The 23,707-nt window shown below is 73.4% G+C and carries 5 protein-coding genes; 1 reads left to right on the top strand and 4 read right to left on the bottom strand.

Features of this window, described 5'->3' with window-relative positions; translation table 11 throughout:
- Positions 1-79: 79 nt before the first annotated feature.
- Positions 80-2,818 carry a sulfide/dihydroorotate dehydrogenase-like FAD/NAD-binding protein gene (locus ABD899_RS01540; protein WP_345201522.1) on the bottom strand — a complete coding sequence of 913 codons (2,739 nt, stop codon included), beginning with the start codon at positions 2,816-2,818 and terminating at the stop codon, positions 80-82.
- Positions 2,815-7,914: a 2-oxoacid:acceptor oxidoreductase family protein gene (locus tag ABD899_RS01535; RefSeq protein ID WP_345201519.1), complete on the bottom strand. Its 5,100-nt coding sequence runs from the start codon at positions 7,912-7,914 to the stop codon at positions 2,815-2,817. Before ABD899_RS01535 ends, ABD899_RS01540 begins: the two co-directional genes overlap by 4 nt.
- A 197-nt stretch (positions 7,915-8,111) precedes the next feature.
- Here ABD899_RS01535 and ABD899_RS01530 point away from each other — a divergent pair, with 197 nt between their 5' ends.
- A complete protein-coding gene (locus ABD899_RS01530) occupies positions 8,112-8,954 on the top strand; it encodes a 4'-phosphopantetheinyl transferase family protein (protein ID WP_345201517.1) in 843 nt (280 codons plus the stop codon).
- A gap of 21 nt (positions 8,955-8,975) precedes the next feature.
- Here ABD899_RS01530 and ABD899_RS01525 read toward each other — a convergent pair whose 3' ends face one another.
- Positions 8,976-14,402: a carboxyl transferase domain-containing protein gene (locus ABD899_RS01525; protein WP_345201514.1), complete on the bottom strand. Its 5,427-nt coding sequence runs from the start codon at positions 14,400-14,402 to the stop codon at positions 8,976-8,978.
- Positions 14,399-23,683, bottom strand: a complete 9,285-nt coding sequence (locus ABD899_RS01520) for an SDR family NAD(P)-dependent oxidoreductase (RefSeq protein WP_345201512.1) — start codon at positions 23,681-23,683, stop codon at positions 14,399-14,401. Before ABD899_RS01520 ends, ABD899_RS01525 begins: the two co-directional genes overlap by 4 nt.
- Positions 23,684-23,707: the final 24 nt, after the last annotated feature.

Genomic DNA, 23,707 nt, shown 5'->3' with positions numbered 1-23,707 from the left:
GGGGTCCCGCGGAGGCCCGACGCGACCCGCGACGCCCCTGGTACGCCTCGAGCCGCCCGACCTCCGCCGCCGAGACGGCTCAGGCGAGACCGTGCCGGACCCGGCTGCGCATCTCCTGGGTGCGGAACTGGCCGAAGCGGGGGAGGAACTTGTCCCAGTCGATGATGTGCGCGTCGATCTCCGGGCCGTCGATGCAGGCATGCTTGCGGATCGGCTTGCCGTCGATGGTCACCGGGACCATGCAGGCCCCGCACATGCCGGTCGCGTCGACCATGATCGAGTTCAGGCTCGCCACCGTCCGCACGCCGAACCGGCGCGTCAGGTCCGACACGGCGCGCATCATGACCGGCGGTCCGATCGCGACGACCTCGGCGACGGCCGGCCCGGTGCCCGCCGCGGCCGCCTCGAGCATCGCCTCGAGCGGCGTCGTGACGAACCCCTCGACCCCGAACGTGCCGTCGTTCGTCGTGTAGACGACCTCGAGGAGGTCGCCGAACTCGCGCTGGAGGCCGGCCACCCGCTCGTCGTCCGCGGTCCAGAACAGCAGCTCGGCGCTGCGGAACCCCGCGATGAGCGTCACGTGGTTCCCGGCCCGCAGGTGCTCGCGCAGGATCGGGTAGACCGGCGGCAGGCCGAGGCCACCCGCGGTGAAGACGACACGCCGGTCGGCGGGGTACGCCGTGACCTCGCTCGGGCGCCCGAGCGGCCCGGCGATGCCGGCGAAGGCGTCGCCGACCTGCATCCGGTTGATCTCGATGCTGCTCGTGCCGACCCCCTGGACGACGAGGCAGATCGTGCCCGCGTCGGCGTCCCAGTCGGCGAGGGTGAGGGGGATCAGCTCCCCGTCGGGCCACGGGAGCACCCGGACGAACTGGCCGGCCCTCGCCGCGCGCGCGATGACGGGCGAGTGGACGGTGATCTCCTCGATGCCGTCGGCCAGGTGGGCCTTGGCGAGGACCGTCTGCTCGCTGGACGCCCGCTCGGTGAACTCCCGCGCCGACCGCACCATCCCGGCGACCTGGTCGCGCGGCACGTCGACGTGTCCGATGATCTCGCGGGCGGCGGCCTGCCCGTCACCGGCGGCATTGATGGCGGTCGAGCCGCCGCGGGCGGCGTCGCCACCCGAGTAGACGCCCGCCAGCGAGGTCTCCTGGGACCCGGTGTGCTCGAGGTCGATGGTGCCCCACTTCGTCGTGTGCAGCCCCGGCTCGGAGTCCTTGATGATCGGGTTGGAGGCGTTGCCGAGCGCCATGATGACGAGGTCGGCCGTGATGGTCTCGGTGCGGCCGGTGGTCACCGGGCGACGTCGGCCGGAGGCGTCCGGCTCGCCGAGCTCCATGACGTCGAGGGTCGTCGCGCGCACGAAGCCGGTGGCGTCGTCGCCGTGGAACTCGTTCGGTGAGCGCAGCACCATGAGGTTGATGCCCTCCTCGAGGGCGTGCTCGAGCTCCTCGACCCGGGCCGGCATCTCGCTCTGGGTGCGCCGGTAGACGATGGTCACGCGACCGCCGAGCCGGTGGGCCGTGCGGGCGGCATCCATGGCGGTGTTGCCGCCACCGATGACGAGCACCTCCTTGTCGACGGTCTCGGGCAGCGGCGTCTCGTAGTCGTCGCGCAGGCCCTGCATGAGGTTGACCCGGGTGAGGAACTCGTTCGCGGACATGACGTTGAGGTAGTGCTCGCCCGGCACGTCCATGAACCGCGGGAGGCCGGCACCCGTTCCGACGAAGACTCGCCAGAAACCGGCCTCCCGCAGCTCCTCGATCGTCGCGGTCTTTCCCACGACGAAGTTCGGGACGAATCGGCCACCGAGGAGCTTGATCTTCCCCACGACGTCGTCGATGAGGTCGTTGGGCAGTCGGAACTCCGGGATGCCGTAGCGCAGCACGCCGCCGAGCGCATGGAATGCCTCGAAGACGGTGACCGGAAAGCCTTCTGCCGCAAGCAGGTACGCGTTGATGAGCCCCGAGGGGCCCGAGCCGATGATCGCGACCGGCGGCTTCGCGGCCGCCTCCCAGGGGTCGACGTGCTTCGCGAAGCGCCGGGCCTCGCCACCGGGGTCGACGAGCTTCTCGCGCTCGGGGAGGAACCACTCGAGCTGTCCGATGGCGATCGGCTGGTTCTTGAAGATGCAGACCCCCTGGCACTGCAGCTCCTGCGGGCACACCCGGCCGGTGACGTCGGGCAGCGGGTTGCACGACTCGATGAGCTCCATCGCCTCGTGGAACTTCCCGGTGCCGACGAGCTCGAGCACCTGGGGGATGTGGATCTTGACCGGACAGCCGCCCTGGGGCTCGCTGCGCCCGGCGATCATGATGCCCACCTCGCAGTGCTTCTCCTCGCACTGCTTGTCGCGCAGCGCCTCGAGCCAGACGAGCAGGTCGACCTCGGCCCGCGTGAGCCCGACGTTCATGTAGCCGAGGTAGCCCTCGTTGACGAGCCCGAAGTCCTTCTCGCGCTCCTCCGGCTCGCGGATGTGGGGCGGGATCGCGTTGCTCGCGGGCCAGCCCTCGGAGAGACCGGCGAACATGGGGTAGCGGTCGGAGAGGAAGGCGTCGATGGCGCGGATGAACTTGCGCTTGCGGCTGAGCGGCAGCGCCCAGACGAAGCGCATGAGCACCTTGCTCGAGTCGTCCTCGCGCAGCAGCACCTCCCACATCGCCTTCGTGAAGGCCTCGCTGAGGTCCTGCTGGGCGAACTCCCACGTGACGGCGTTCATGCCGTCCTCGATGAACATCTCGCGGAAGGCCTGGGGCTCGGCCTCGAGGCGGCGACGCAGCAGCTCGAGCTGCTGGTCCGGCGACACGTCGACGCTCACTGGATGATCTCCGCGTCGCAGGTCTTCTTGACCCGGTCGATCCGCTTGAGGACCTCCGGGGTCATCTCGACCGTCTCGAGCGCCCCCGGGATCATCCGGGCGACCTTCTGCACCGCGCCGTCGATGACCATCGAGTGCGGCTCGAACAGCTGCGGGAGCTCCTGGTAGCACGTGCCGCAGTCGTTGCACTTGGGGATGTCGACCTCGGCGAGGTGGACCGGTGCGTCCGGTGGGGCGGTGCCGACGGCGCCGACGGTGCCCAGGCCACCCGGTGCGGGCGCGGCGCCGGCCGGTGCGACCGGCATCCCGGATGCTGCGGCACCCAGCGGCACGGTGACCCCCGCTCCACGGACCGGGCCGGCCGGTGCGCGGCTCGTCGTCGCGAGCGAGGCCATCGCCGACGCGATGTCGTCGATGGAGGACTCGCGCTCGCGCATCGCCTGGTCGTAGCGGGACTGCAGGTCGGCGAGGTCGCTCCTGTGCAGCGCCGTGAGCTTCGCCTCGTGGATGCCGGAGAGGTACTGGAGGATCTGCCAGTAGCGGCGGCGGTCCTTGACGAGGGCCACGATCGAGGCCGAGCACTGCACCTTGATGAGCTTCTGCTCGTCGTCGGTCGCGTAGACGAACGGCACGCGCACCGCCTGTTCCTCGCGGCTGAGCTCGATGTACTCGTCCATCGGGACCGCGACGTCCTCGAGCTCGGCGGGCAGGCGCTTGAACTGCTTGCGGAAGCGCGTCTCGCCGAGCGCGAACTCGGCCGGCGTGAGCGGAAGCTTCTTCAGCTGCAGCGCGCCGGCGTCGTCGCGGTAGGCGAGGTCGGTCGTGGTCCAGGTCTTGTCGACGTCGGGGTTGCCGTCGAGGCTGAACCAGTCGTGCAGCGTCGAGCCGCGGCGTGGGTCGTGGACGAACACCGGGTTCATCCGGCTCTCGACCGCCAGGCGAGCCCGGCGGGCGGAGGCCTCCTCGGGGATGCCGTGCTCGGAACCGCACGGGGTGTAGACGTCGAGGACCGCGGGGGCGTCCTGGTACCTGAGGAACTCCATCGTGCTCGTGAGGAAGTGCCCCTGGATCGCGGTGCTCGTGGCGCACACGTAGACGTTGTTGTGGAACGACGCGAGCAGGCCGAGCTCCTTGCGGGCCTCGTGCTTGCCGTCGTGGGCGGTGCCGAAGCGGGCGAGGTCGGAGTCCTGGCCGGTGAGGCTGGCCGTCGACGCCTGCCCGCCGGTGTTGGAGTAGACGCCCGAGTTCAGCACCAGGACCTTCATCGGGGTGTCGCTCGCGAGGATGCGGGACATCGCCCCGAAACCGATGTCGTAGGTCGCGCCGTCGCCACCGATGGTGAGGATCGTCGGCAGGAGCTCGAGCTCCTTGGGGGTGTAGTCGGACCAGGAGAGCGTGGCGAGGGCCTTGTCGTGCACCTGCGGGTCGAAGGAGTCGGCCAGCTCGAGCTCGGCGGTCCGCAGCGCCCGCACGTCGGCGACGCTCTGCGCGGCGACGCCCTCGAAGATGCCCTTGGCCAGTGGCTGGGCGTCCTGGAAGAGGCTGTTGACCCACGGGTCGAGGTAGTTGTTGAACGGCATCGTCGAGGCGTAGACGCTGCTGCACCCGGTGGAGTTCGCGATGATCGTGGATGCCGGGCCGTTGCCGGTCGGGCCGCCCTCCTGCTCGTAGAGGCGCCGCTCGAGCGTCGTGATCGTCCGGCTCAGCCGCTCCTGCCGCGCCTCGTCGGCGACGGTGGCGCGCTTGGCGTAGAGCCGGTCGACGATGCCGGTCAGCTCCTTGAGGTGGTCCCGGCGCCGCCGCTCGGTGATGGCGTGCGACGTCGACATGACGAGCCGGATGGCGGTCACCTCGCCGCAGCCCCGGCATCCGCCGTGGCCGCCGGTCGTCGCGTAGAAGTTGTCGTGGTCGAGCATGAGGCGCTTGATGTCGCCGTCGGGCGTGTCGGAGCCCTCGGTGAACCGGGTCGGCGTGTTCGGGGTGGCGTTCATGAAGCCGAACCGCGACTGCAGGGTGGCGAGGACGTCCTCGTCCTGCTCCTGCACGGTGAGGGCGCCCGGGCCGCAGACGTCGATGCACTCGAGGCACCCGGTGCACTTCCAGGGGTCGACGGTCGCGGCGAAGAGGCCGCCGGTGCCCGGCTGCTCCTTCTCCGGGGAGTCGAAGAACGGGCGGGTGCGCGCCACCGGGTAGGTCGCGAGCTTCGCGACGAGGCGGTCGACGACGTGGGACATCACCGGGTCGTCGCGCAGGGTGGTGGCTGCCGACTCCACGACCTCGGAGAACGGCCGCTCGTCCTTGTGCCGCAGGGCCTCACGGGTGCGCTCGGCGATGCCGTAGACCGCCTGCCGCAGCTGGTCCTTCTGGCCGGGGGTCGCCTCGATCTGGTCCACGGCGGTGAGGAGCAGGTCGTGCACCTCGTGCACGGTGTTGGGGATGGCGGCATCCGGGCACACCAGGGCGCAGTCCATGCAGCCGGTGCACAGGTCCGGGTTGAACTCGGGCACCTCGCGGCGGAACAGGCCCTTGTCCTTGCCGGCGCCGGTCCCGGGTGGCATGAAGAGCCCGACACCGGGGAGCACGGGGGCCTCGGCGATCGTGCCCTCGCGGAAGGGCCGCAGCATGAGGTCCTCGTAGTAGGCCGGGTCGAACAGGCCACTCGTGCGCTCGGCCGTCGTGCTCGGGCACATCGACGCCGACAGCGCCACGGTGAGCAGTGGTGCGGGCGCCCGCTCCTCGCCGATCTCGCGGAACTGCGGGGTGTCGTAGTCGATGCGCGTCGTCGCCTCGATGCCGTCGATGATGACCGACATGTTGCTCTCGACGACGCCCGCGCCCTTGCGGCCGAACTTCTTCTCGAGCTGGTGACGGACCCGGGCCAGGATCTCCTCGCGGGGGGCGCCGGCCGCGACCCGGTCGACGTGGGCGGCGACGGCGCCGATGAAGGCGATGCCCATCATCCGGGTCTCGAGGTCGGGGGTGGGGGCGTGGCGGCGCGCGACCTTGAAGGCGTCGATGGTGAAGAAGCGGATCTCCCTCTCCTCGATGGCCTTTCGGGCGTGCCGGGGCAGCTCGCGCCACACCTCCTCGGGCGAGAGGCTGGTCTGCAGGATGAACGTGCCCCCGTGCGCCAGGCCCTTGAGCGGGTTGGTGTGGATGAACGCCTTGTGGTCGGGCGCGATGACGATCTCGACGTCCTCGAGCTCGGCATTGGTCACCCAGATGGGCTCGGGGCTGAGCGTGATGTAGTAGTTCGTCGGCGCGCCGGACTTCTCCGACCCGTACTTGGGCGCGGACTTGCTGTGCATCCCGAGCAGGCCGGCGAGGATGTCGGTGAGCAGCTTTCCGGTCGCGATCGTGCCGTAGCCACCGACGGAGTGGAACCGGATCCGCATGGCGTCCGGCGGGAGCAGCACCGGGTTGGGGCCCGTGCGCAGCGCCATGAGCTCGGTCTCGGGGTAGGCCGTGCGCAGCCGCTCCTGCACCAGCGCCATCCGCTCCGTGGGGTGGTCCTCGAAGAACTGGGACCCGAGGTAGACGAGCGGAGGCAGCGTGCCGGCATCCATCTCGGTGAAGGCGGCGACGAGGTGGCGCGGCTGGAGGTCGTGGCCGCCGAGACCGAAGATCGCGGTCGTGAGGCGCGGGGTGTCGGCGAGCGCCGGGATGCCGTCGTGGCGCGGCTCGACGGCGTTCTCGCGGGCCCGGAAGAGGGCGGAGGTGACGAGGGCGGTGAGGGCGGTCTGGTCACTGCGCTCGAGGACCATGACGGCCTTCTTGCCGGCGAGGGCGGCGACGACCTCGGCCTCGGGGAAGGGCTGGAGCAGCTTGACGGAGATGAGGCCGGCCTTGACGCCCTGGGCGCGCAGGTGGGGGAGCACGGCGCGGACGTCGTCGCCGACCGAGCCCAGGCCGATCATGACGACGTCGGCGTCGTCGCAGTCGTAGGTGTGGATCGGCGCGTAGTCGCGGCCGGTGAGCTCGGAGTACTCGCTCATCGCCCGGCGCACCAGGCTCGGGACGGCGGAGGCGAAGTGGGTGCGGTGGTCGACGGCGCCGGCCTGGAAGTCGGGCTGGTTCTGCACCGGGCCGGTGAGCCCCGGGTTGTGGATGTCGACGAGCGCGGGGACGAGCTGGCGGGTGCCCTTCTCCCACGCGTTGACCCACTGGCGGCGCCACGCCCCGTGCAGCTCCACGGGCACCCAGGCGAGGGTGGCGCCGACGAGCTCGCCGTCGTGGTCCTTCTCGACCTCGTCGGCCTTGGCGGCGAGGAAGGCCCGCAGGTCGGCGACGTCGCTCTCGGGGATGTCCCGGCTGTGCCGGCTGAGGAAGCCGCCGAGCTGGAAGACCCGGCCCTTGGCGCCGAAGAGCATCTCCTGGGCGACGGTGGGGCACGGGACGCGGCCGGCCGGGTCGCCGAGGTACTCACGGAGCAGCTCGGGCTCGGGCAGGAGCGCCTCGCTCAGCATGTGGCTCGTCGAGAAGCCGTCCATCGCGTTGGCGACCGGGATGAGTGACAGCGCGGACGCGCGGTAGGAGATGGCGGCCAGGTCGGCCGCCTCCTGGGGGTTCGAGCCGAAGAGGACCGTGTAGCCGGAGGCGAGCAGGGCGTAGACGTCGTCGTGGCCCGCCATGACGTTGAGGGCGTGCTTGGACACCACGCGCGCTGCGACCTGGAGCACGAAGCCCCCGATCTTCTTGCCCACCGTGACGTAGTGGGACTCCATCGCGTAGAGGATCCCCTGGCTCGAGGACGCGTTCGAGATGTACTGGCCGCCGGTGAGCGCCGCCCCGAGCGCACCGCTCTGGGCCGAGTGCTCTCCCTCGGGCTCGAAGAAGAAGGCGTGCCTGCCCCAGACGTTGAGGCCGCCCTCGGCACGGGTCGCCTCGTAGAGCTCGGCGATCTCGGTCGACGGCGTGATCGGGTAGCCGATGACCCCTCCGCAGACGTGGCTCATGACGTGGGCCACGGCCCCGTTGCCGTGGATGACGGTCGGGATGCCGGGGTACCTCGGTGTGACGCTCGGGGCCCGGCCACCTGTCGGTGGGGGCGTCGACGTGTCGACGGGGACGTCTGGACCGGTGGACGTGCTGCTCATGGGCGCTCTCCGCTGTCTCGACCACGGTGAGCAGGGTCAATTCCCCGACCTGTCGGGCGACAGCGTTCCAGCCGTCCGGAGGCCAGGGTGCATGGCCTCGCTGTGGACCCTTCCAGTGTGCACCGTTGACGCGCGCTCCACCCGCCGAGGCGGTGTGAAGCGCGTCTCGCCGGGCCTGGGCTCCCTACGATGGTGGGGTGGACGCGACCGGCGGGACGGCGGGTGGGGGAGCCCCTGCCGGCCGCACCGGCGAGCCGGGGGCCGAGCGGCACTGGTGGGCCGGGCACGAGGGGGACCTCCCCGGCGGGCGCGACTGGCTGTCGTCCCGTGAGGCGGCCCGGCTCGACTCGTTGCGCTTCACGAAGCGGCGCACCGAGTACCTCCTGCGCCGCTGGGTGGGCAAGCGGGCCGTGGCCGCCCGGGCCGGGCTCGCCGCCGACCCGGGCTCGCTCGCCCGGATCGAGCTGCTCAACCGGATGACCGGCGCCCCCTACGTCGCGCTCGAGGGGAAGGAGGCGCCGTGGGAGGTCTCGCTGTCCGACCGGGCGGGGTGCGCCGTCGCCGTCGTCGGCGTCCTCGGCCCCGGTGGGGCGGGGACCCTCGGCATCGACCTCGAGGTCGTCGAACCGCGCAGCGAGGGGTTCGTCAGCGACTTCCTCACCGCGGCGGAGCAGGCCTGGGTCCGGGGCCCGGCGTCGTCGGACCCATTCCTTGGTCGGGATGCCGCGGCGAACCTCGTGTGGTCGGCCAAGGAGGCGGCCCTCAAGGTGCTCCACCTGGGCCTGCGGGCGGACACCCGGTGGGTGGAGGTCGCCGTGCGGTCCGACGCCCGTGACGACGGCTGGGCCCGGTTCGCGGCGACCTGGCGCGGCGGCCAGGTGCTGCCCGGCTGGTGGCGCCGGGAGGGCGACTTCCTGCTCACGGTCGCCGCGCGGCGCGACCTGGAGCCCCCGGCGGTGCTCCCCGGGGCCGTGGACATGGCCTCGGCGACGCCGGTGCACAGCTGGGTCGCGGCGCCGGTCGTCAGCCCGGGTGAGTAGCCGGGTGAGTAGCCGGGCGGGTCACCCGGGCTGGCGACCGGCGGTTCGCGCCATCCCCCGCTCGAGCGCGTCGACGACGTAGGGGCGCAGTGTCGACGCCGGGATGATCCGGTCGACCGAGCCGACGCGCAACGCCCGCTCGATCGTGTGGATGGCGTCGAACTCGTCGGCGACGTCGTGCAGCTTCTGCGACCGGACCTCCTCGACGACCCGGGCCGCGCGAGCCCTCAGGGCGGCCGCCCCGGGACCGCTCGCCGAGGCGGCATCCGCCCGGGCGCCCGCAACCCGTGGGTCCTGCTCGACCCGACGCTTCACCTCGCGCGCGAACACCGTGGCCGCGGCCGGCGCCCCCCCGATGACGGAGGCGAACGACCCCTCGACAGCGGCGATCTCCATGCTGTCGGTGAGGGCCTTGGAGAACACGACGAACGCCCCGCCGTGGTAGCGGGAGACGACGACGAAGACGATGGGTCCGTCGAAGTTCGTCACCGCACGGCCGATCTCGGCGCCGTACTCGAGCTGCCAGTTGCGCATCGACTCCGGTGACCCGTCGAACCCGGACAGGTTGGCGAGCACGACGAGGGGACGGTTGCCGCTCGCGGCGTTGACGGCCCGCGCCAGCTTGCGCGAGGACTGCGGGAACAGGGTGCCGGACGTCCACGTCGGTGGCCCGTACGACGGGACGAAACCCTTGCGCTGCACCGTGTGCGACTCGATGCCGATGAGGCACACGGGGATGCCGCCCACCGTGCCGTCCCAGACGACCGCCGTGTCGGCGTCCTGCCAGGCCCGCCAGCGCTCGAGGGGCTCGACGTCGGCATCGGCGACGGCGCGCATCACCGAGCGCATGTCGAACGGGAGCTTGCGCTCGGGGTTGGTGGCGGCGTCGAAGACGTCACCGACCGTCGTGAACCGTGACTCGGGCAGGGCGGCGTGCGGGGAGGTGCGGACGTCGCGGTCGACCGGGTCGGCGGTCGGCCGACGCCGGGGGAACCGCTCACCGGGCACGACGTACGTGAAGTCGTAGTGGCGCAGCAGCAGGGCGCAGGCCTCCGGGAAGCTCGGCGCCCAGTACTGGGCCTGCCCGTTCGGGCCCATGACCCGGTCGAAGCCGCCGATGCCCTGGTTGTCGTCCGCCGACACCGCGCCGGAGAAGTCGAGCGCCTGCTTGCCGGTGAGGACCATCGTGCTGGCCGGCGTCATGACGAGGATGCCCTTGGTGTGCATGAGCATCGTCGCCTCGGCGTTCCAGTACGGCTGGCCGCCGACGGTGATCCCCGTGATGACGATGTTGACCTCGCCGCCGGCCTGCGTGTACTCGATGAGCCGGCGGAGGGTGAGCGCGATCCAGTCCATGTTCTCGGTGCCCGAGTCCATGGCGATGAGCGCACCCGACGACACGGCGTACCACTCGACGGGGATGCCCCGTTCCAGGGCCAGGGCGAGGGCGGCGTTGACCCGCCGGCACTCCGGCTCGGCGAGGTTGCCCAGGCCCTGCGTCGGGTCCGCGAGGATCGCCACCCTCGTCATCCCGTCGGGGTGCACGGCCGTGCGGTTGGTGAGCAGACCGACGACGACGTGGGCCGTGTTGCCCCCGGGCTCGCGGTCGACGGGGACGAGCTCGTCGCCCACGCCGAGGTCGAGCTCCTCGAAGCTGCCCGGCGGGAAGGGCGAGGCGTCGCCCTCGGCGGGGGTCAGCATCCGCACGATCTCGTAGGGGTACGGGGTGCCGAAGCGGCTCGCGGTGAGCACCTTCTGGGCGTACGGCGTGAGGGTGCGCACCGGGTTGGGCCCGGGGTGGCGCATCCGGATCGTCGGACCCCCGGCGCCGAGCCCCTCGAGCACGACGATCCGGTCCTCGAAGACGCGGCGGCCGTGGCGGTCGGTCTCGGGGATCGTGACGTGCAGGACGACCTTCTCCAGGCTCGCCCCGCGGGCCAGCCCCTCGTACGTCATCGCGAGGTCGCGCCACTCCTCCCGCGGGATGTGCCACGTGGGTCGGACCCACACGACGAGGCGGTTCGCCGCGGGTCGCTCCCGCGAGGGGTAGCGGGCCATCGCGCTGCGCATCGCGGCGAGGGCCGCGAGCCCGCTCCGCCCGAGACGGGGGTAGGACACCCGCCCCGTCGCGGGGTCGCGCACCGGGGTGAGGTCGCGGACCTCGGCCAGCGCGAAGAGCCGGTGGTCGCGCGGGTTGTCCTTGGCGACGCCGTCGAAGACGTAGACGTCCTCCGGGGACGGCAGCCGCGTGAGCTCGAAGTTCGACAGCCGCCACAGGTCGAGGCGCTTCCCGAGCATCGGATGGAGGTTGCGGTAGATCGTGTCCTCGACAAAGCCGGCGCCGTCGGGACGGCTGCGGAACGTCACGTGCTGGGTGCGGTCGCGCTCCGGCCCGCCGCCCTCGAGGGAGGTGATCGTGAGGTCGAGCCGGTGCAGTGCCCGTCCGAACTCGCACTCCTCGAGGAGGCCGGCGGCCTCGGCAGCGGTCACGTCGATGTCCTGGCGGGCGCCCTGGCGCCAGACGACGAGGTCGACGACGACGTCGCGCTCGCCCGCGTGCTCGGCGAGGTGGCGGGCGACGGCGCGGGACGCCTTCGTGAGGTCGTCGATCGGGAGGTACCCGGCGACGACGTGCACGAGGAGGCCGTCGAGCTCGTAGCGCGCGTACGCGAGGTCGAGGCCGTCCCGGGTGTCGAAGTCGAGCCCGTGCAGGTCGCGCATCCGGTAGAAGCGGCGCAGGTAGGTCTCGAGCAGGGCCCGGCGGAACGCGGTCCCCCGGTCCGTCACGCCGGCGGTGCCGTCGGGCGACGCCCCGGCGCCCCCGTCGTCCCGGGCGCCGAGCCAGGCCCCGAGCAGCATCGAGCGCATCGGCTGCGGGCACCACACGAGCCTGCCGATGCGGTCGGCGCGCTCGATCCCCGTGGGGTCGGCGGCGAGCTCGGCGAGGTGGTCGCGCATCTCGGCCTCGGTCTCGGCGACCACCCGGCTGAGCACGGGCTCGTCGAACCAGTGGTAGACGACGTCCCGCGCGGCGTCCGCCACGGCGGGCTGCCGCCCCTGGGTCGCCCGGACGAGCCGCTCGAGCCGCACCCGGTCCGCGGCGGTGGCCCGTCCCAGGAGGTCGTTGGCGTTCTGGAGCCGGCGTCCCAGGAGCTCGGTGACGAGGTCGGCGAGCTCGGGGACCCTCGAGAACGCACGGAACAGCCAGAAGGTCGCCCGCTCGAGGCGGGCACGGTCGGCGAGGTCGTCGACCCCGTACCGGGACAGCACCCGCTCGAGGCGCTGCCGGAAGCGCGACGGCAGCCCGACGCGGTCTGCGTCGAGCCACCTCAGGAACTCCAGGACGTACTCCTGCGTGCTGCCCTGATCCACCTCGTCGGCGTCGCCGAGCGACTCCGCCTCGGTCCGCGGGCGGTAGAGGGAGCCGATGTCGGCGAAGAGGTCGAGGAAGGCGTCCTCGCGCGCGAGGAGCTGCGGGTCGCCCGGGTCGCTGGCCGCCACTCGGCTCCGGTAGGCGGTGCGCAGCGCCTTGACCGCCGCCGGGTCGAGGTCGAAGCCGAGCAGGTAGGCCGTGAGGTCGTCGAAGACGTCGGCCGACGGTGGCGCGTCACCCTCCTCGAGGAGCGTGGCGAGGTCGACGTCGGGCCCACCATCGGTCGTGGGCAGGACCGGCAGCAGGCGCGAGGTCTCGGCCGACTTGACCCGCATCAACGGGTCGCCCTGCTCGACCTGCTGGTTCGGCAGCACCGGGAGGGACGTCACGGTGCCGGTGAGGGGAGCGCTGAGCGTGCTCGTCATCTTCATCGACTCGAGGGTCGCCACGGGCTGGCCGGCGGTGACCCGGTCCCCGACCGCCACGAGCAGCGAGCAGACGAGCGCGGGGGCCGGGGCGCGCACGACCACCCCGTCCTCACGGGTGACGGTGTGCGCGACGCCGTCGATCTCGAGGCGGATCGCGTCGTCCGAGGTGACCGCGACGACCCGGCGCGTCCGGCCCGCGACGAGGAGGCGTCGCTCGAACCGGCTCAGGACGTCGACGAGGACGTCGAGCCGGACGCCGTCGTGGACGCGGTAGCGGTCGGGCGCGGTGCGGTCCACCCGCAGGCGGTGGCGGCCCCCGCGGTACGCGAGGTCGATCGCCACCCCGACGCGCTCCGGGTGCTCGGGACGGCCGCGCTCGGCACTGGCCCGGAAGGAGCGCTGGGCGAGCGCGAGGTCGGCGTCGTACACCTCGATGGCTGCCGCCACCACGGCGACCGGGTCGGCCTCGGGCACGAGCCCGCCCGAGGCGAGCTGCTCGGCGTACCAGTCGGGGTGGGGTGGGCCGTCGAGGACGGCGGGCGCACCGAGCATCGCGATGAGCCCGGTGCGGTTCGTGGCCCCGCCGGAGAGCACGACACTCGTGCGCTCGAGCGCACGGCGCAGTCGCGCGATCGCCTGGGCCCGGTCCCGGCCCCACGACGTCACCGTCGCGACGACCGGGTCGAGCCGGGCGTCGACGACGTCCCCCACCCGCAGGCCCGAGTCGACCCGGACCCCCGTGCCCACCGGGAGCGAGAGGACCTCGACCCGACCCCCCGTCGGGGCGTAGCCGCGGTCGGGGTCGTGCGCGAGCAGGCGGGCCTCGACGGTGCACCCCTCCCCGTGCGGCGGGGTGGGGGGCAGGGCCTCGCCGAGCGCGACCCGCAGGCGGATGCCGAGGATGCCGGCGCCCGTGCGCTCCTCCACGCCGGTGTGGGTGGCCCGCCCGTCGGTGTCGACGCTCGTCACCGCGAAGGAGCCGTCGGGCCCCAGCGCGAAGTGCACGAGGGCACTGCCCCGGTACCCGGCGTGCTCGACGAGCGCCCGGGCCGCCGCCTCCATCGCGTCCACCGTCGCGTCGGGGATCCCCGTCGCGGGCAGCTCGCTCAGGATGGCCCAGGTGTCCCGCAGGACGGTCACCTCGCGCAGGCCGAGGGCCCAGACCGTCCCGGCGGCGTCGCGCAGGACGTCGACCTCGAGGCGTCGGGCCTGCTCGGGGAACGTGCCGCCCCCGTGGACGGGGACGCCGGCGGCCGAGCCGAGCGCGGCCAGGCGGGCGGGGTCGCAGAAGGAGCGGATCGTCGTCGCGTCCGGGCCGATGACGAGGATGCCGGCCCGCTCGCACTCCTCGGCGAGCTGGGCCCGGTCGGCGCACGGCACGAGCCCGAGCCACACCGCGTCGGCACCCGCCGCGACGAGGGTGGCGCCGAGCTCGCCCGCGGGAACGACGTCGCCCTCGTGCGTGTCGACGACGAGCGTCTCGCCGGCCTCGCGCGCCCACCAGGCGGCGGAGCGGGGCACCGTGCTCACCGCGACGGTGCGCAGCGGCTCGCCGGTGGCCGGGTCGGTCGTCGCCGCCGCGGTGGTGAGCACCCGGACGGCGGGCTCGCCCCGGTCGACGACGGCCAGCCGGCGCCCGCTCCTCACTGCGACGACTCCGAGCCGAACGCGGTGCGCAGCGCGCCGCGGACGTCGTCCGGGACCGCGGTCAGGGGCACGGTCGTGTACCCGTCGAGCCGGACCACGACCCGCCCGTCGTCGTCGACGACGACGGCGTCGACCCGGCCGTCGCACGCCTCGGCGTGGGCCACGAGGCGCCCCGAGGCCTCGGCCGGGTCGAGCACGACCCGCGCGCTCGCGACACCGAGCGGCAGGGCGAGACGGTCGTCGCGGGCCGCCTCCCAGAGTCCCGCGGTCTGGAAGCACAGCTCGACGAGCCGTGGCGCGAGGGTGAGCGGGGCGCTATCGGGTGAGCGGTCGTCGGGCAGCGACTCGGGGAGCCGTGCCGTCGCCCCGTCACCGTCGCGCCAGGCCGCCTCGACGACCTGGTACGCCGGCCCGTGGAAGTAGAACCGGTAGACCTGCTCCGCCTCGAGGGCGGGGTCGTGCTGAGAGCGGTCGAGCCCGCTGCGCTCCTGCTCGGCGGGGGCGGTGGTGAGGCGCACCCGGCCGGTGAAGTGCGTCGAGCGCACCGGGGCGTCGTGGCCGGGGAGCGAGCGCTCGGCGGTCAGGGTGCACCGGGAGACGAGGTCGTCACCCCCGTCGGGGTCGGGCCCGGTCACGACCGAGACGGTGAGGGTCCGTGGCTCGTCGCGGTAGAACTTGACGGGCGCGAGGAACGAGACGTCCTCGACCGCCGCGACCCGGCATCCGGGTGGGGCGACGACCGCCGCGACCTCGGCGAAGGCCTCCATCCCCATGACGCCCGGGAGGACGGGGGTGCCGTCGATCCGGTGGTCGTCGAGGAAGGCCTGCTCGCTCGGGTCGAGGGTCACCCGTGCGACGACGCCGTCGGTCGTGCTCAGCGTGACGTCACCGACCATCGGTCCCCACGAGCCGCCGTCGGTCAGCGCGCCCGGGGCGACACCGCCGTGCTCGTGCTGCTCGCCCGCCATGAGGCCGAGCGCGCCGGCGACGACGACCTCCCCGGAGAAGTCCGAGGACGTCAGCTCGCGCCGGATCCACGCGACCCCGGCCTCCGGCGGGAGCATCTGCACGCCCGCCATCTCCATGATCTTCGGGATGGAGCCGCGGGTCGCCATCCCGATGCCGCCCCAGGCCGTCCAGTCCAGGGCGATGGCCCGGGTCGTCGGCCGGCTGGTCCGCAGGTGGGAGACCGTCTTGCAGAGCAGGTCGTTGGCCGCGGCGTAGTCGGTCTGGCCGGCGTTGCCGAAGCGGCCGGCGACCGACGAGAAGACGACGACCGCCCCGATGTCGGTGTCGCGCAGGGCCTGCCAGACGTTGAACCACCCGGTCGCCTTGACGTCGAGGACGAGCTCGAACTCGCGGGGCTCCTTGTCGGGCAGGCTCCGGCTGATCTCGACACCGGCGGCGTGCAGGAGCACGTCGACGTGCCCGCTGCGTTCGCGCACGCGGCTCATCACGGAGCCGACGGCCTCCGCGTCGGTGAGGTCGACGGAGTAGTAGTAGGCCGTCCCGCCGGCCGCCTCGACGGCCTCCACGCCCGTGAGCGCGGCCTCGAGGCGCTCGATGTGGGCCAGCTCGCGGTCGATGGCGACGGGGGTCGGCTTCTCGCCGCGCTCCTTCATCCGGGACGCGATCGTGGCCTTGAGCGCGTTCTTGTCCGTGCGGAAGGCGGCGATGTCGGGGTCGGCCGGGTCCGGCTCCGGGGCGAGGTCGAGCAGGTGGAAGCACCCGCCCGAGGCCTGGGCGAGGTCGGCGGTGATGGCCGCGACGATGCTGCCGGCGGCACCGGTGACGACGACGACCGAGTCGGACGTCAGCGGCATCCCGCCGTCCGCGGTCGGGGCGTCACCGGCCGCGCGGGCCGGGAACGGCTGCTCGACGAGGGCGATGCCGAAGCGGCGGCCGTCGACCCGGCCGACCTCGACGCAGCCGGGGTCGAGCAGGGTCTCCTCGATGAGCACGTCGGCGACCGCCGCGGTCCGGCGGTCCACCGGCAGGTCGACCGCCTTGACGAGGGCGTCCGGCCGCTCCTTCTTGTACGACTTCGTGAAGCCCGTCACCGCACCGCCCAGCGTGGATGCCGCGCCCGCGGGCGTGTAGCCGTGGTAGCCGCCCAGGCGGGTGGCCGACACGAGGAAGGCGTCGGACGCCCAGAGGTGCCGCATCGTCGCGTGGAGCGCCGTGACCCGGCGGCGCAGCGCCTCGCGCCAGGTGGCGAGGTCGTAGGTCGTGACGTCACCCTCGTCGTCGAGGGCGGCGAGCCAGTAGACGCCGTCGACCGGGCCCTCGGCCGTCCAGGCCGTGAGCTGCGAGACGACCTCGTCGGTGGACGTGCCGGGGTCGAGCACGAGAGTCGTCGCGCCGGCCTTGCCGAGCCGCTTGGCGAGGGCGTTGCCGACCCCGCCCTCGTCGCGCATGACGACGACGCGGGCGCCCTCGAGGGACACGCCGGTCGGCAGGCACCGGTCGGCCGGCGGGCGGAGCGAGGGCGTGGGGACGCGTCGGGGCAGGGCGTCGACGGCGTCGAGGTCGCCGGTGACGGTGGCGGGGGCGACGGGGTGGTGCTCGCCCGCCCCGGGCGCCCCCTGGCCGTCCGTCGTGCCGGACGCGGCGTCGGGGGTGTCGGTGCTGCCGAGCTTGCCGCGGACCCAGGCGGCGACGTGGTTGAGGGTGGGGAACTCGCGCAGCTGGAGGCTGTCGTCGCGCTCGAGGTCCCAGCGGGCGCGGACGGCGGCGAAGACCTCGGCCTGCTTGACGGTGTCGACGCCGAGGTCGGCCTCGAGGTCGAGGTCGGGGTCGAGCAGGTCGGCGGGGTAGCCGGTCATCTCGGCCACGATCGACGTCACCGCGGTCAGCACCTCGTCGCCCGCCGGCTGGCCGGCCGACGTGGCCGGTGCGGCGGGTGCGGCCGGTGCCGCCGGTGCCGCCGGGGCGGCGGGTGCGGCGGTGCCGAGCTTGCCGCGGACCCAGGCGGCGACGTGGTTGAGGGTGGGGAACTCGCGCAGCTGGAGGCTGTCGTCGCGCTCGAGGTCCCAGCGGGCGCGGACGGCGGCGAAGACCTCGGCCTGCTTGACGGTGTCGACGCCGAGGTCGGCCTCGAGGTCGAGGTCGGGGTCGAGCAGGTCGGCGGGGTAGCCGGTCATCTCGGCCACGATCGACGTCACCGCGGTCAGCACCTCGTCGCCCGCCGGCTGGCCGGCCGACGTGGCCGGTGCCGCCGGTGCGGCCGGTGCCGCCGGTGCGGCCGGTGCGGCCGGTGCGGCGGTGCCGAGCTTGCCGCGGACCCAGGCGGCGACGTGGTTGAGGGTGGGGAACTCGCGCAGCTGGAGGCTGTCGTCGCGCTCGAGGTCCCAGCGGGCGCGGACGGCGGCGAAGACCTCGGCCTGCTTGACGGTGTCGACGCCGAGGTCGGCCTCGAGGTCGAGGTCGGGGTCGAGCAGGTCGGCGGGGTAGCCGGTCATCTCGGCGACGATCGACGTCACCGTGTCGAGGACCTCGTCGCCCGCCGGCTGGCCGGCCGGCATGGCCGGAGCGGCCGCGGGCGCAGCCGCCGGGGTGGCGGCCGGAGCGACCGTGGCTGCGGTGGCTGCGGTGGCTGCGGTGGGTGCGGCCACCCCGAGCCGGCCGCGGACCCAGGCCGCGACGTGGTTGAGGGTGGGGAACTCGCGCAGCTGGAGGGTGTCGTCCCTCACGAGGTCCCACTGGGCGCGCACGGCGGCGAAGACCTCGGCCTGCTTGACGGTGTCGACGCCGAGGTCGGCCTCGAGGTCGAGGTCGGGGTCGAGCAGGTCGGCGGGGTAGCCGGTCATCTCGGCGACGATCTGGGTGATCGTGGCCAGGATCGGGTCGGCGACGACCTCGGCGCCCTCGTCGAAGGGCCGCGGCGACGGCGCGAGCACCGCCGCGGCGGATGCCGTGGAGCCGCCGGCGTCGACGCCGAGCCTGCCCCGGACCCACCCGGCGACGTGGTTGAGCGTCGGGAAGTCCCGCAGCCGCAGGTTGTCGTCGCGCTCGAGGTCCCACCGCGCGCGCACGGCGGCGAAGACCTCGGCCTGCTTGACGGTGTCGACGCCGAGGTCGGCCTCGAGGTCGAGGTCCGGGTCGAGCAGGTCGGCCGGGTAGCCGGTCATCTCGGCGACGATGCCGGTGACGGTCTCGAGCACCGAGTCCGCCGTCGGGGCCGATGCTGCGGCCGAGGGCTGCGTCGCGGGTGCCGCCGGCGCGGGCGGTGCCGCCGGCGCGGCAGGCGCCATCGGTGGTGCCGACGGCGCCGCGGAGGCCGCGGGAACCGTCGCGGGCGCCTGCGGGACCGGAGCGGCGCCGGTGACCTGCGGCGCGGGGGCGGAGGCCGTCCGGGCGCCCGGGGTCGTGGTGAACCCACGGGTCGGGGCCAGCCGGTCGGCGTACGGCACCGGGACGTGTCCCGACCTGGCGACCGGGATGGTCGCGGGGCCGGTGTCGGTGACGCGCAGCCGCCGGTGGTCGACCTCGAGCCGGCTTTCGGGGTGCCCGGAGAGCCGGTCGAGCCAGCCCTGCCACGCGTCGTGGTCGACGACGCGGTAGGCGTAGCCGAGCTCGTCGGGCGCCCGGCGGCGCCCGTCGGGCACGGGGGTCCACCGCACGAGCGACATCGCGACCTGGGACCCGAACCCCGCGGCGAGGCGCAGGGCGTACTCGACGGGGTACTGCCCGCCGGTGGACAGGTTGAGCGTGCCGAGGTCGGGGTCGGCCTCACGGTAGTTGGGGACGGGCGGGACGATGCCGGTCTCGAGCGCCTTGAGCGCGACGACGTCCTCGACGCCCGCGCCCATCGCGTGTCCCGTGAAGCCCTTGGTGTTCGTGATGACGATCTCGCCGGCCGCCGGGCCGAAGACCCGGCGGAGGGCGTTGATCTCGGCGGCGGCGCTGCCGCCGCGAGCCGGGGTGTAGGTCTCGTGCGAGACGAACATCGTGCGTGGCGCGATCTCGTGGCGGTCGACACCGCGGCCCTCGGCCTCGCGGACGAGCGCCTCCATGACGTCGCAGATGTGCTGCACGTCGAGGCGCGAGCCGTGGAAGGCGCTGTTCGCGGTGATCGTGGCGAGCGCCTCGGCGATCGGCTGGATCCCCCGCTCCCGCGCGGCCTCAGCGGACTCGACGACGACGGCTGCCGCGCCCGCGCCGACGACCATCCCGTGCCGACGCCGGTCGAACGGCGTCGCGGCATCCTCGACGCGCTCGTCGGTGGCGGCCGCGCCGGAGGCGAGGAAGCCGGCGGTGACCCACGGCAGCAGGTGCTCCCCGGTGGCGTCGTCGGCCGAGACCACGACGACGCGGCGGCAGCGGCCGGCGCGGATCCAGTCCTCGGCGAGCGAGATGGCCTGGGTCGTGCTCGCGCACGCGGCGTTGACCTGCGTGTTCGGGCCGCGCGCCCCGATGATCTCGGCGAACTGCGAGTGGCCCATCGACAGTGCCCGGAAGAGGAAGCGACGGTCGAACCGGTAGCCGCCGTCGCGCTCGAGGTTCTCGCGGAGCTCGGTGGCGAGCGCGTCGACCTCGGCGCGGGCCGGGTCGTCCTCGGCCATCCGGGCGCGCAGGCCCTCGACGGCCAGGAGGCCCTCCCGGCGCCCGCGGTCGAGTGCGTAGCCCTCGACGGCCTCGGCGAACCGGTCGTAGCCGGGGAAGGCCGAGGCGAAGATGACCCCGGTCTCGTCGCGCAGGGCCTCGGGGAGCCCCCAGCGGTCGGGCAGCTGGGTGCCGAGGGTCGTCGTCTTGTAGCTCATGACGAGCGGGATGCCGGCGTCGCGCAGCGCGTCGAAGCCCGCCCCGATCGCCAACCGGGTCGTCGTGTCGAGGGCCTCGTCGCGAGCCTTGTCGACGCCGAACTGCTCGACGACGTCGAGGGGGGCGTGCACCCCGGCGAGCTTGATGACGTCCTGGGGGTCGTCGATCGTCGCGAAGCTGCCGCCGCCGGTCTTCGCGTCCTTGACGAGCCGGGTGATCCGCATGTCGACCATCCGGTGGCGGGCGTCCTCGTCGAGCACGCTGATGAAGTTCTGGCCCGCGAGGATCCGGGCGACGTTGTCGTCGGCGAAGGTCTGCTCCGTCCCGGGCAGCCCGAGGGCGGCGCCGGTGATGACGACCGGCTCGACGGCAGGGGACGGGGTGGTGGGGTGAGCCGGGGCCGTCTTCGTCGTCGTGGCGGCGGACCCGGGCGACTGCTCCGTCGCGCCCGTCCCGGCGTACAGGTGCATGCCCTTCTCGAGGACGTCGGCGAAGAGCAGCCCCAGCTCGCGGATCGTGTCGTCCGCCGGCGCGGCCGTCGCCGCACCGTGCGTGGCGGTCGACGCCACGGCGCCGGGTGCCGTGGACGCCGCCGGCCCGCCGGTCGTCGCGGGGGCCTCGGGGGCCGCAGGTACCGCTGGTGCTGGTGTCGCGGGGGCGGTCGACCCGACGGGGACCTCGGGGGTGGCGTGCCGGTCGAGGCCGATGCCGGCCGCGTAGAGACCGCACAGGGCCTGGTTGAACGCCACGTCGTCTCCGACCTTCGGGTGGTTGGTGAAGAGCGCGACGACGTCGTCGTGCTCGGAGCCGAGGACGTCCTCGACGAAGCCGTGCAGGGCCTTCTTCGGCCCCACCTCGACGAAGACCCGCGCGCCGGCGGAGTACAGCGTCTGGAGCCCCTTGACGAACTGCACGGGGGAGGCGATCTGGCGCCCGGCGTAGTCCAGCACCGTCTCGGTCGTCGCGTCCGCCGGGTAGAACTCGCCGGTGACGTTGGCGACGACGGGGGTGGTCGGCGGTCGGAGGTCGAGCCGGCGCAGCGCGTCGACGAACGGGCCGGACGCGGGCGCGACGATCGAGGTGTGGAACGCGTGGCTGACCGGGATGCGTGTGGCGGTGAACCCCTCGGCGGTGAAGCGCTCGATGATCCGCTCGACGGCATCCGTGGCGCCGCCGACGACGGCCTGGCTCGTGCTGTTGAGGTTCGCGACGACGACGTAGCCGTCGGCCGCGTCGACGATGCGCTGGATGTCGGCCATCGGGGCGAACACCGCGGCCATCGCGCCGTTGTCGGCGACGGAGACCTTGGTCATCTCGCGGCCACGGGCACTGACCGCCTCGAGGGCGCTGTCGAGGGTGAGCGCTCCGGCGGCGACGAGGGCGCCGTACTCCCCGAGGCTGTGGCCCATGACCATGTCGGGCTGGACGCCGTAGGCGGCGAGGAGCCGGGTGAGCGCGATGTCGGTGGCGAGCACCGCCGGCTGGGTGATCTCGGTCTGCATGAGCTGCTGGTTGAGGGTCTTCACGGCGGCGGGGTCGTCGCCGTCGATGAAGACGAAGGAGGTCAACGGCCTCCCGAGGAGGGGGGTCATCACCCGGTCCGCCTCGTCGAAGGTCGACCTGACGACGGGCTCCTGCGCGGCGAGGGACTTGAGCATGTTGACGTACTGGGACCCCTGCCCGGTGTAGAGGAACGCGACGCGCGGCGCCGGACCGCGCCCGACGAAGACGCCCTGCTGGCGCAGCAACCGGAACGCACCGGCGTTGCCGGACGCGAGGGCCGTCGCCAGTCGCTCCAGCTTGGGCGCGAGGTCGGCCGCGTCGGTGTGGTCGACCGCCGCGCGGACGGCCGCCGTCGCCAGCGCCGGGTCGGGCGCGACGCGCGGCGGTGTGACACCGGCGCGGGCCTGGGCCAGGGCCGCCTGGACCTGGGCGGCGAGGTCGGCGTCGTCGCGGCCGCCGAGCACGAGGGCGCCGCGCAGCGGAGCCTTGGCCGGAGCCGCCGTCGCGGCGGAGGCGGGAGCGGCGACAGGGGGAGCGGCCGTGCTGCTGCCGATCCCTGCGGACGCGAAGCTGCGCGCCGGTGGGCGGTGCCGGCCGGGGACGTGCTCCTCGACGACGACGTGGAAGTTCGTGCCGCCGAACCCGAACGCGCTGACCCCGCCCCGCCGGACGTCGTTCGTGGGTGCCTGCCAGGGACGCAGGTGGGTGTTGACGGCGAACGGGACGGTGTCCCAGTCGACGTTGGGGTTGGGGTTCTCGAAGTGCAGGCTCGGCGCGAGCTGCTTCTCGTGGAGCGAGCGCACCATCTTGAACAGCCCCGCGGAGCCCGCCGCGGCCTTGAGGTGCCCGATGTTCGACTTCACCGAGCCGAGGGCGATGGAGCGCGCAGCCGCCCCGGCGGCGCCGAAGACGTCGGTGAGGCTGGTGAGCTCGGACGCGTCGCCCACCCGGGTGGACGTGCCATGGGCCTCGACCGCCCCCGCGGTGGCCGGGTCGGCCCCGGCGCGCTCCCACGCGCGCTCGACGGCGAGCCGCTGGCCCACGGGGTTCGGGGCGGTGATGCCCTTGCCCTTGCCGTCGGACGAGCCGCCGATGCCGAGGATGACGGCGTACACCCGGTCCCCGTCGCGCTCGGCGTCCTCGAGCCGCTTGAGCACGAAGAGCGCGGCGCCCTCACCCATGACGAAGCCGTCGGCGCCGGCGTCGAAGGGGCGCGTCCCGGTGGCCGACAGCGCACCGATCTTGCAGAACTTCACGAAGGCGTCCACGCCCATGTTCCGGTCGATGCCGCCGGTGACGACGGCGTCGAACTGGTGGTCGAGGAGGCCCGTGACGGCGGAGTTGAGCGCGGCCAGCCCGGACGCGCACGCGGCATCCGTCGTGTAGTTCATCCCTCGCAGGTTGAACAGGTTCGCGACCCGACCGGCGATGACGTTGGCCAGCTCACCGGGCATCGTGTCCTCGGTGATCTCGAAGGTGCCGTCGAGGTAGCCGCGTCGGGTCTCCTCGACGATCCGCTCACGCGTCTCCGGTGCCAGGGTCGCGAGGGTGGCCGACTCCTCGAGCCGGCGGAGCATCTCCGGCAGCCGGATCCGCATGCTCGAGGTGTAGTGCTTCTCGCCGCCGATGGCGTTGCCCAGGATGACCGCCACCCGGTCGCTGTCGACCGGCCACGCCGGCCACCCGGCGTCGGTGAGCGCCGCCCGCGCGGCCGAGATCGCCCAGCGCTGCCCCTCGTCCATCTGGGCGGCGACCTTCGGGGGCACCGGCAGGCGCCACGCGATGGGGTCCCAGTCGAACTCGCGGACCCACCCGCCGATGACGCTGTACGTCTTGTCCGGGGCGCTGCGGTCCTCGCTGTGGTACAGGGCCTGGTCCCAGCGGTCGGCCGGCGTCGGTGAGATCGAGTACTTCCCTCCGGAGACGTTGTGCCAGAACGCTTCTGCGCTGGGCGCGTCAGGCATGATCGCCGACATGCCGACGATGGCGACGGGGTGGGTGTCATGGTGCGTCATGGTCGTGTCCCGAATCGGTGGTGT

The organism is Fodinibacter luteus (assembly GCF_039541575.1).
Lineage (GTDB): Bacteria > Actinomycetota > Actinomycetes > Actinomycetales > Dermatophilaceae > Fodinibacter > Fodinibacter luteus.
Note: the sequence above shows the minus strand (reverse complement) of the source record. Positions and strands in the feature narration are given on the sequence as shown.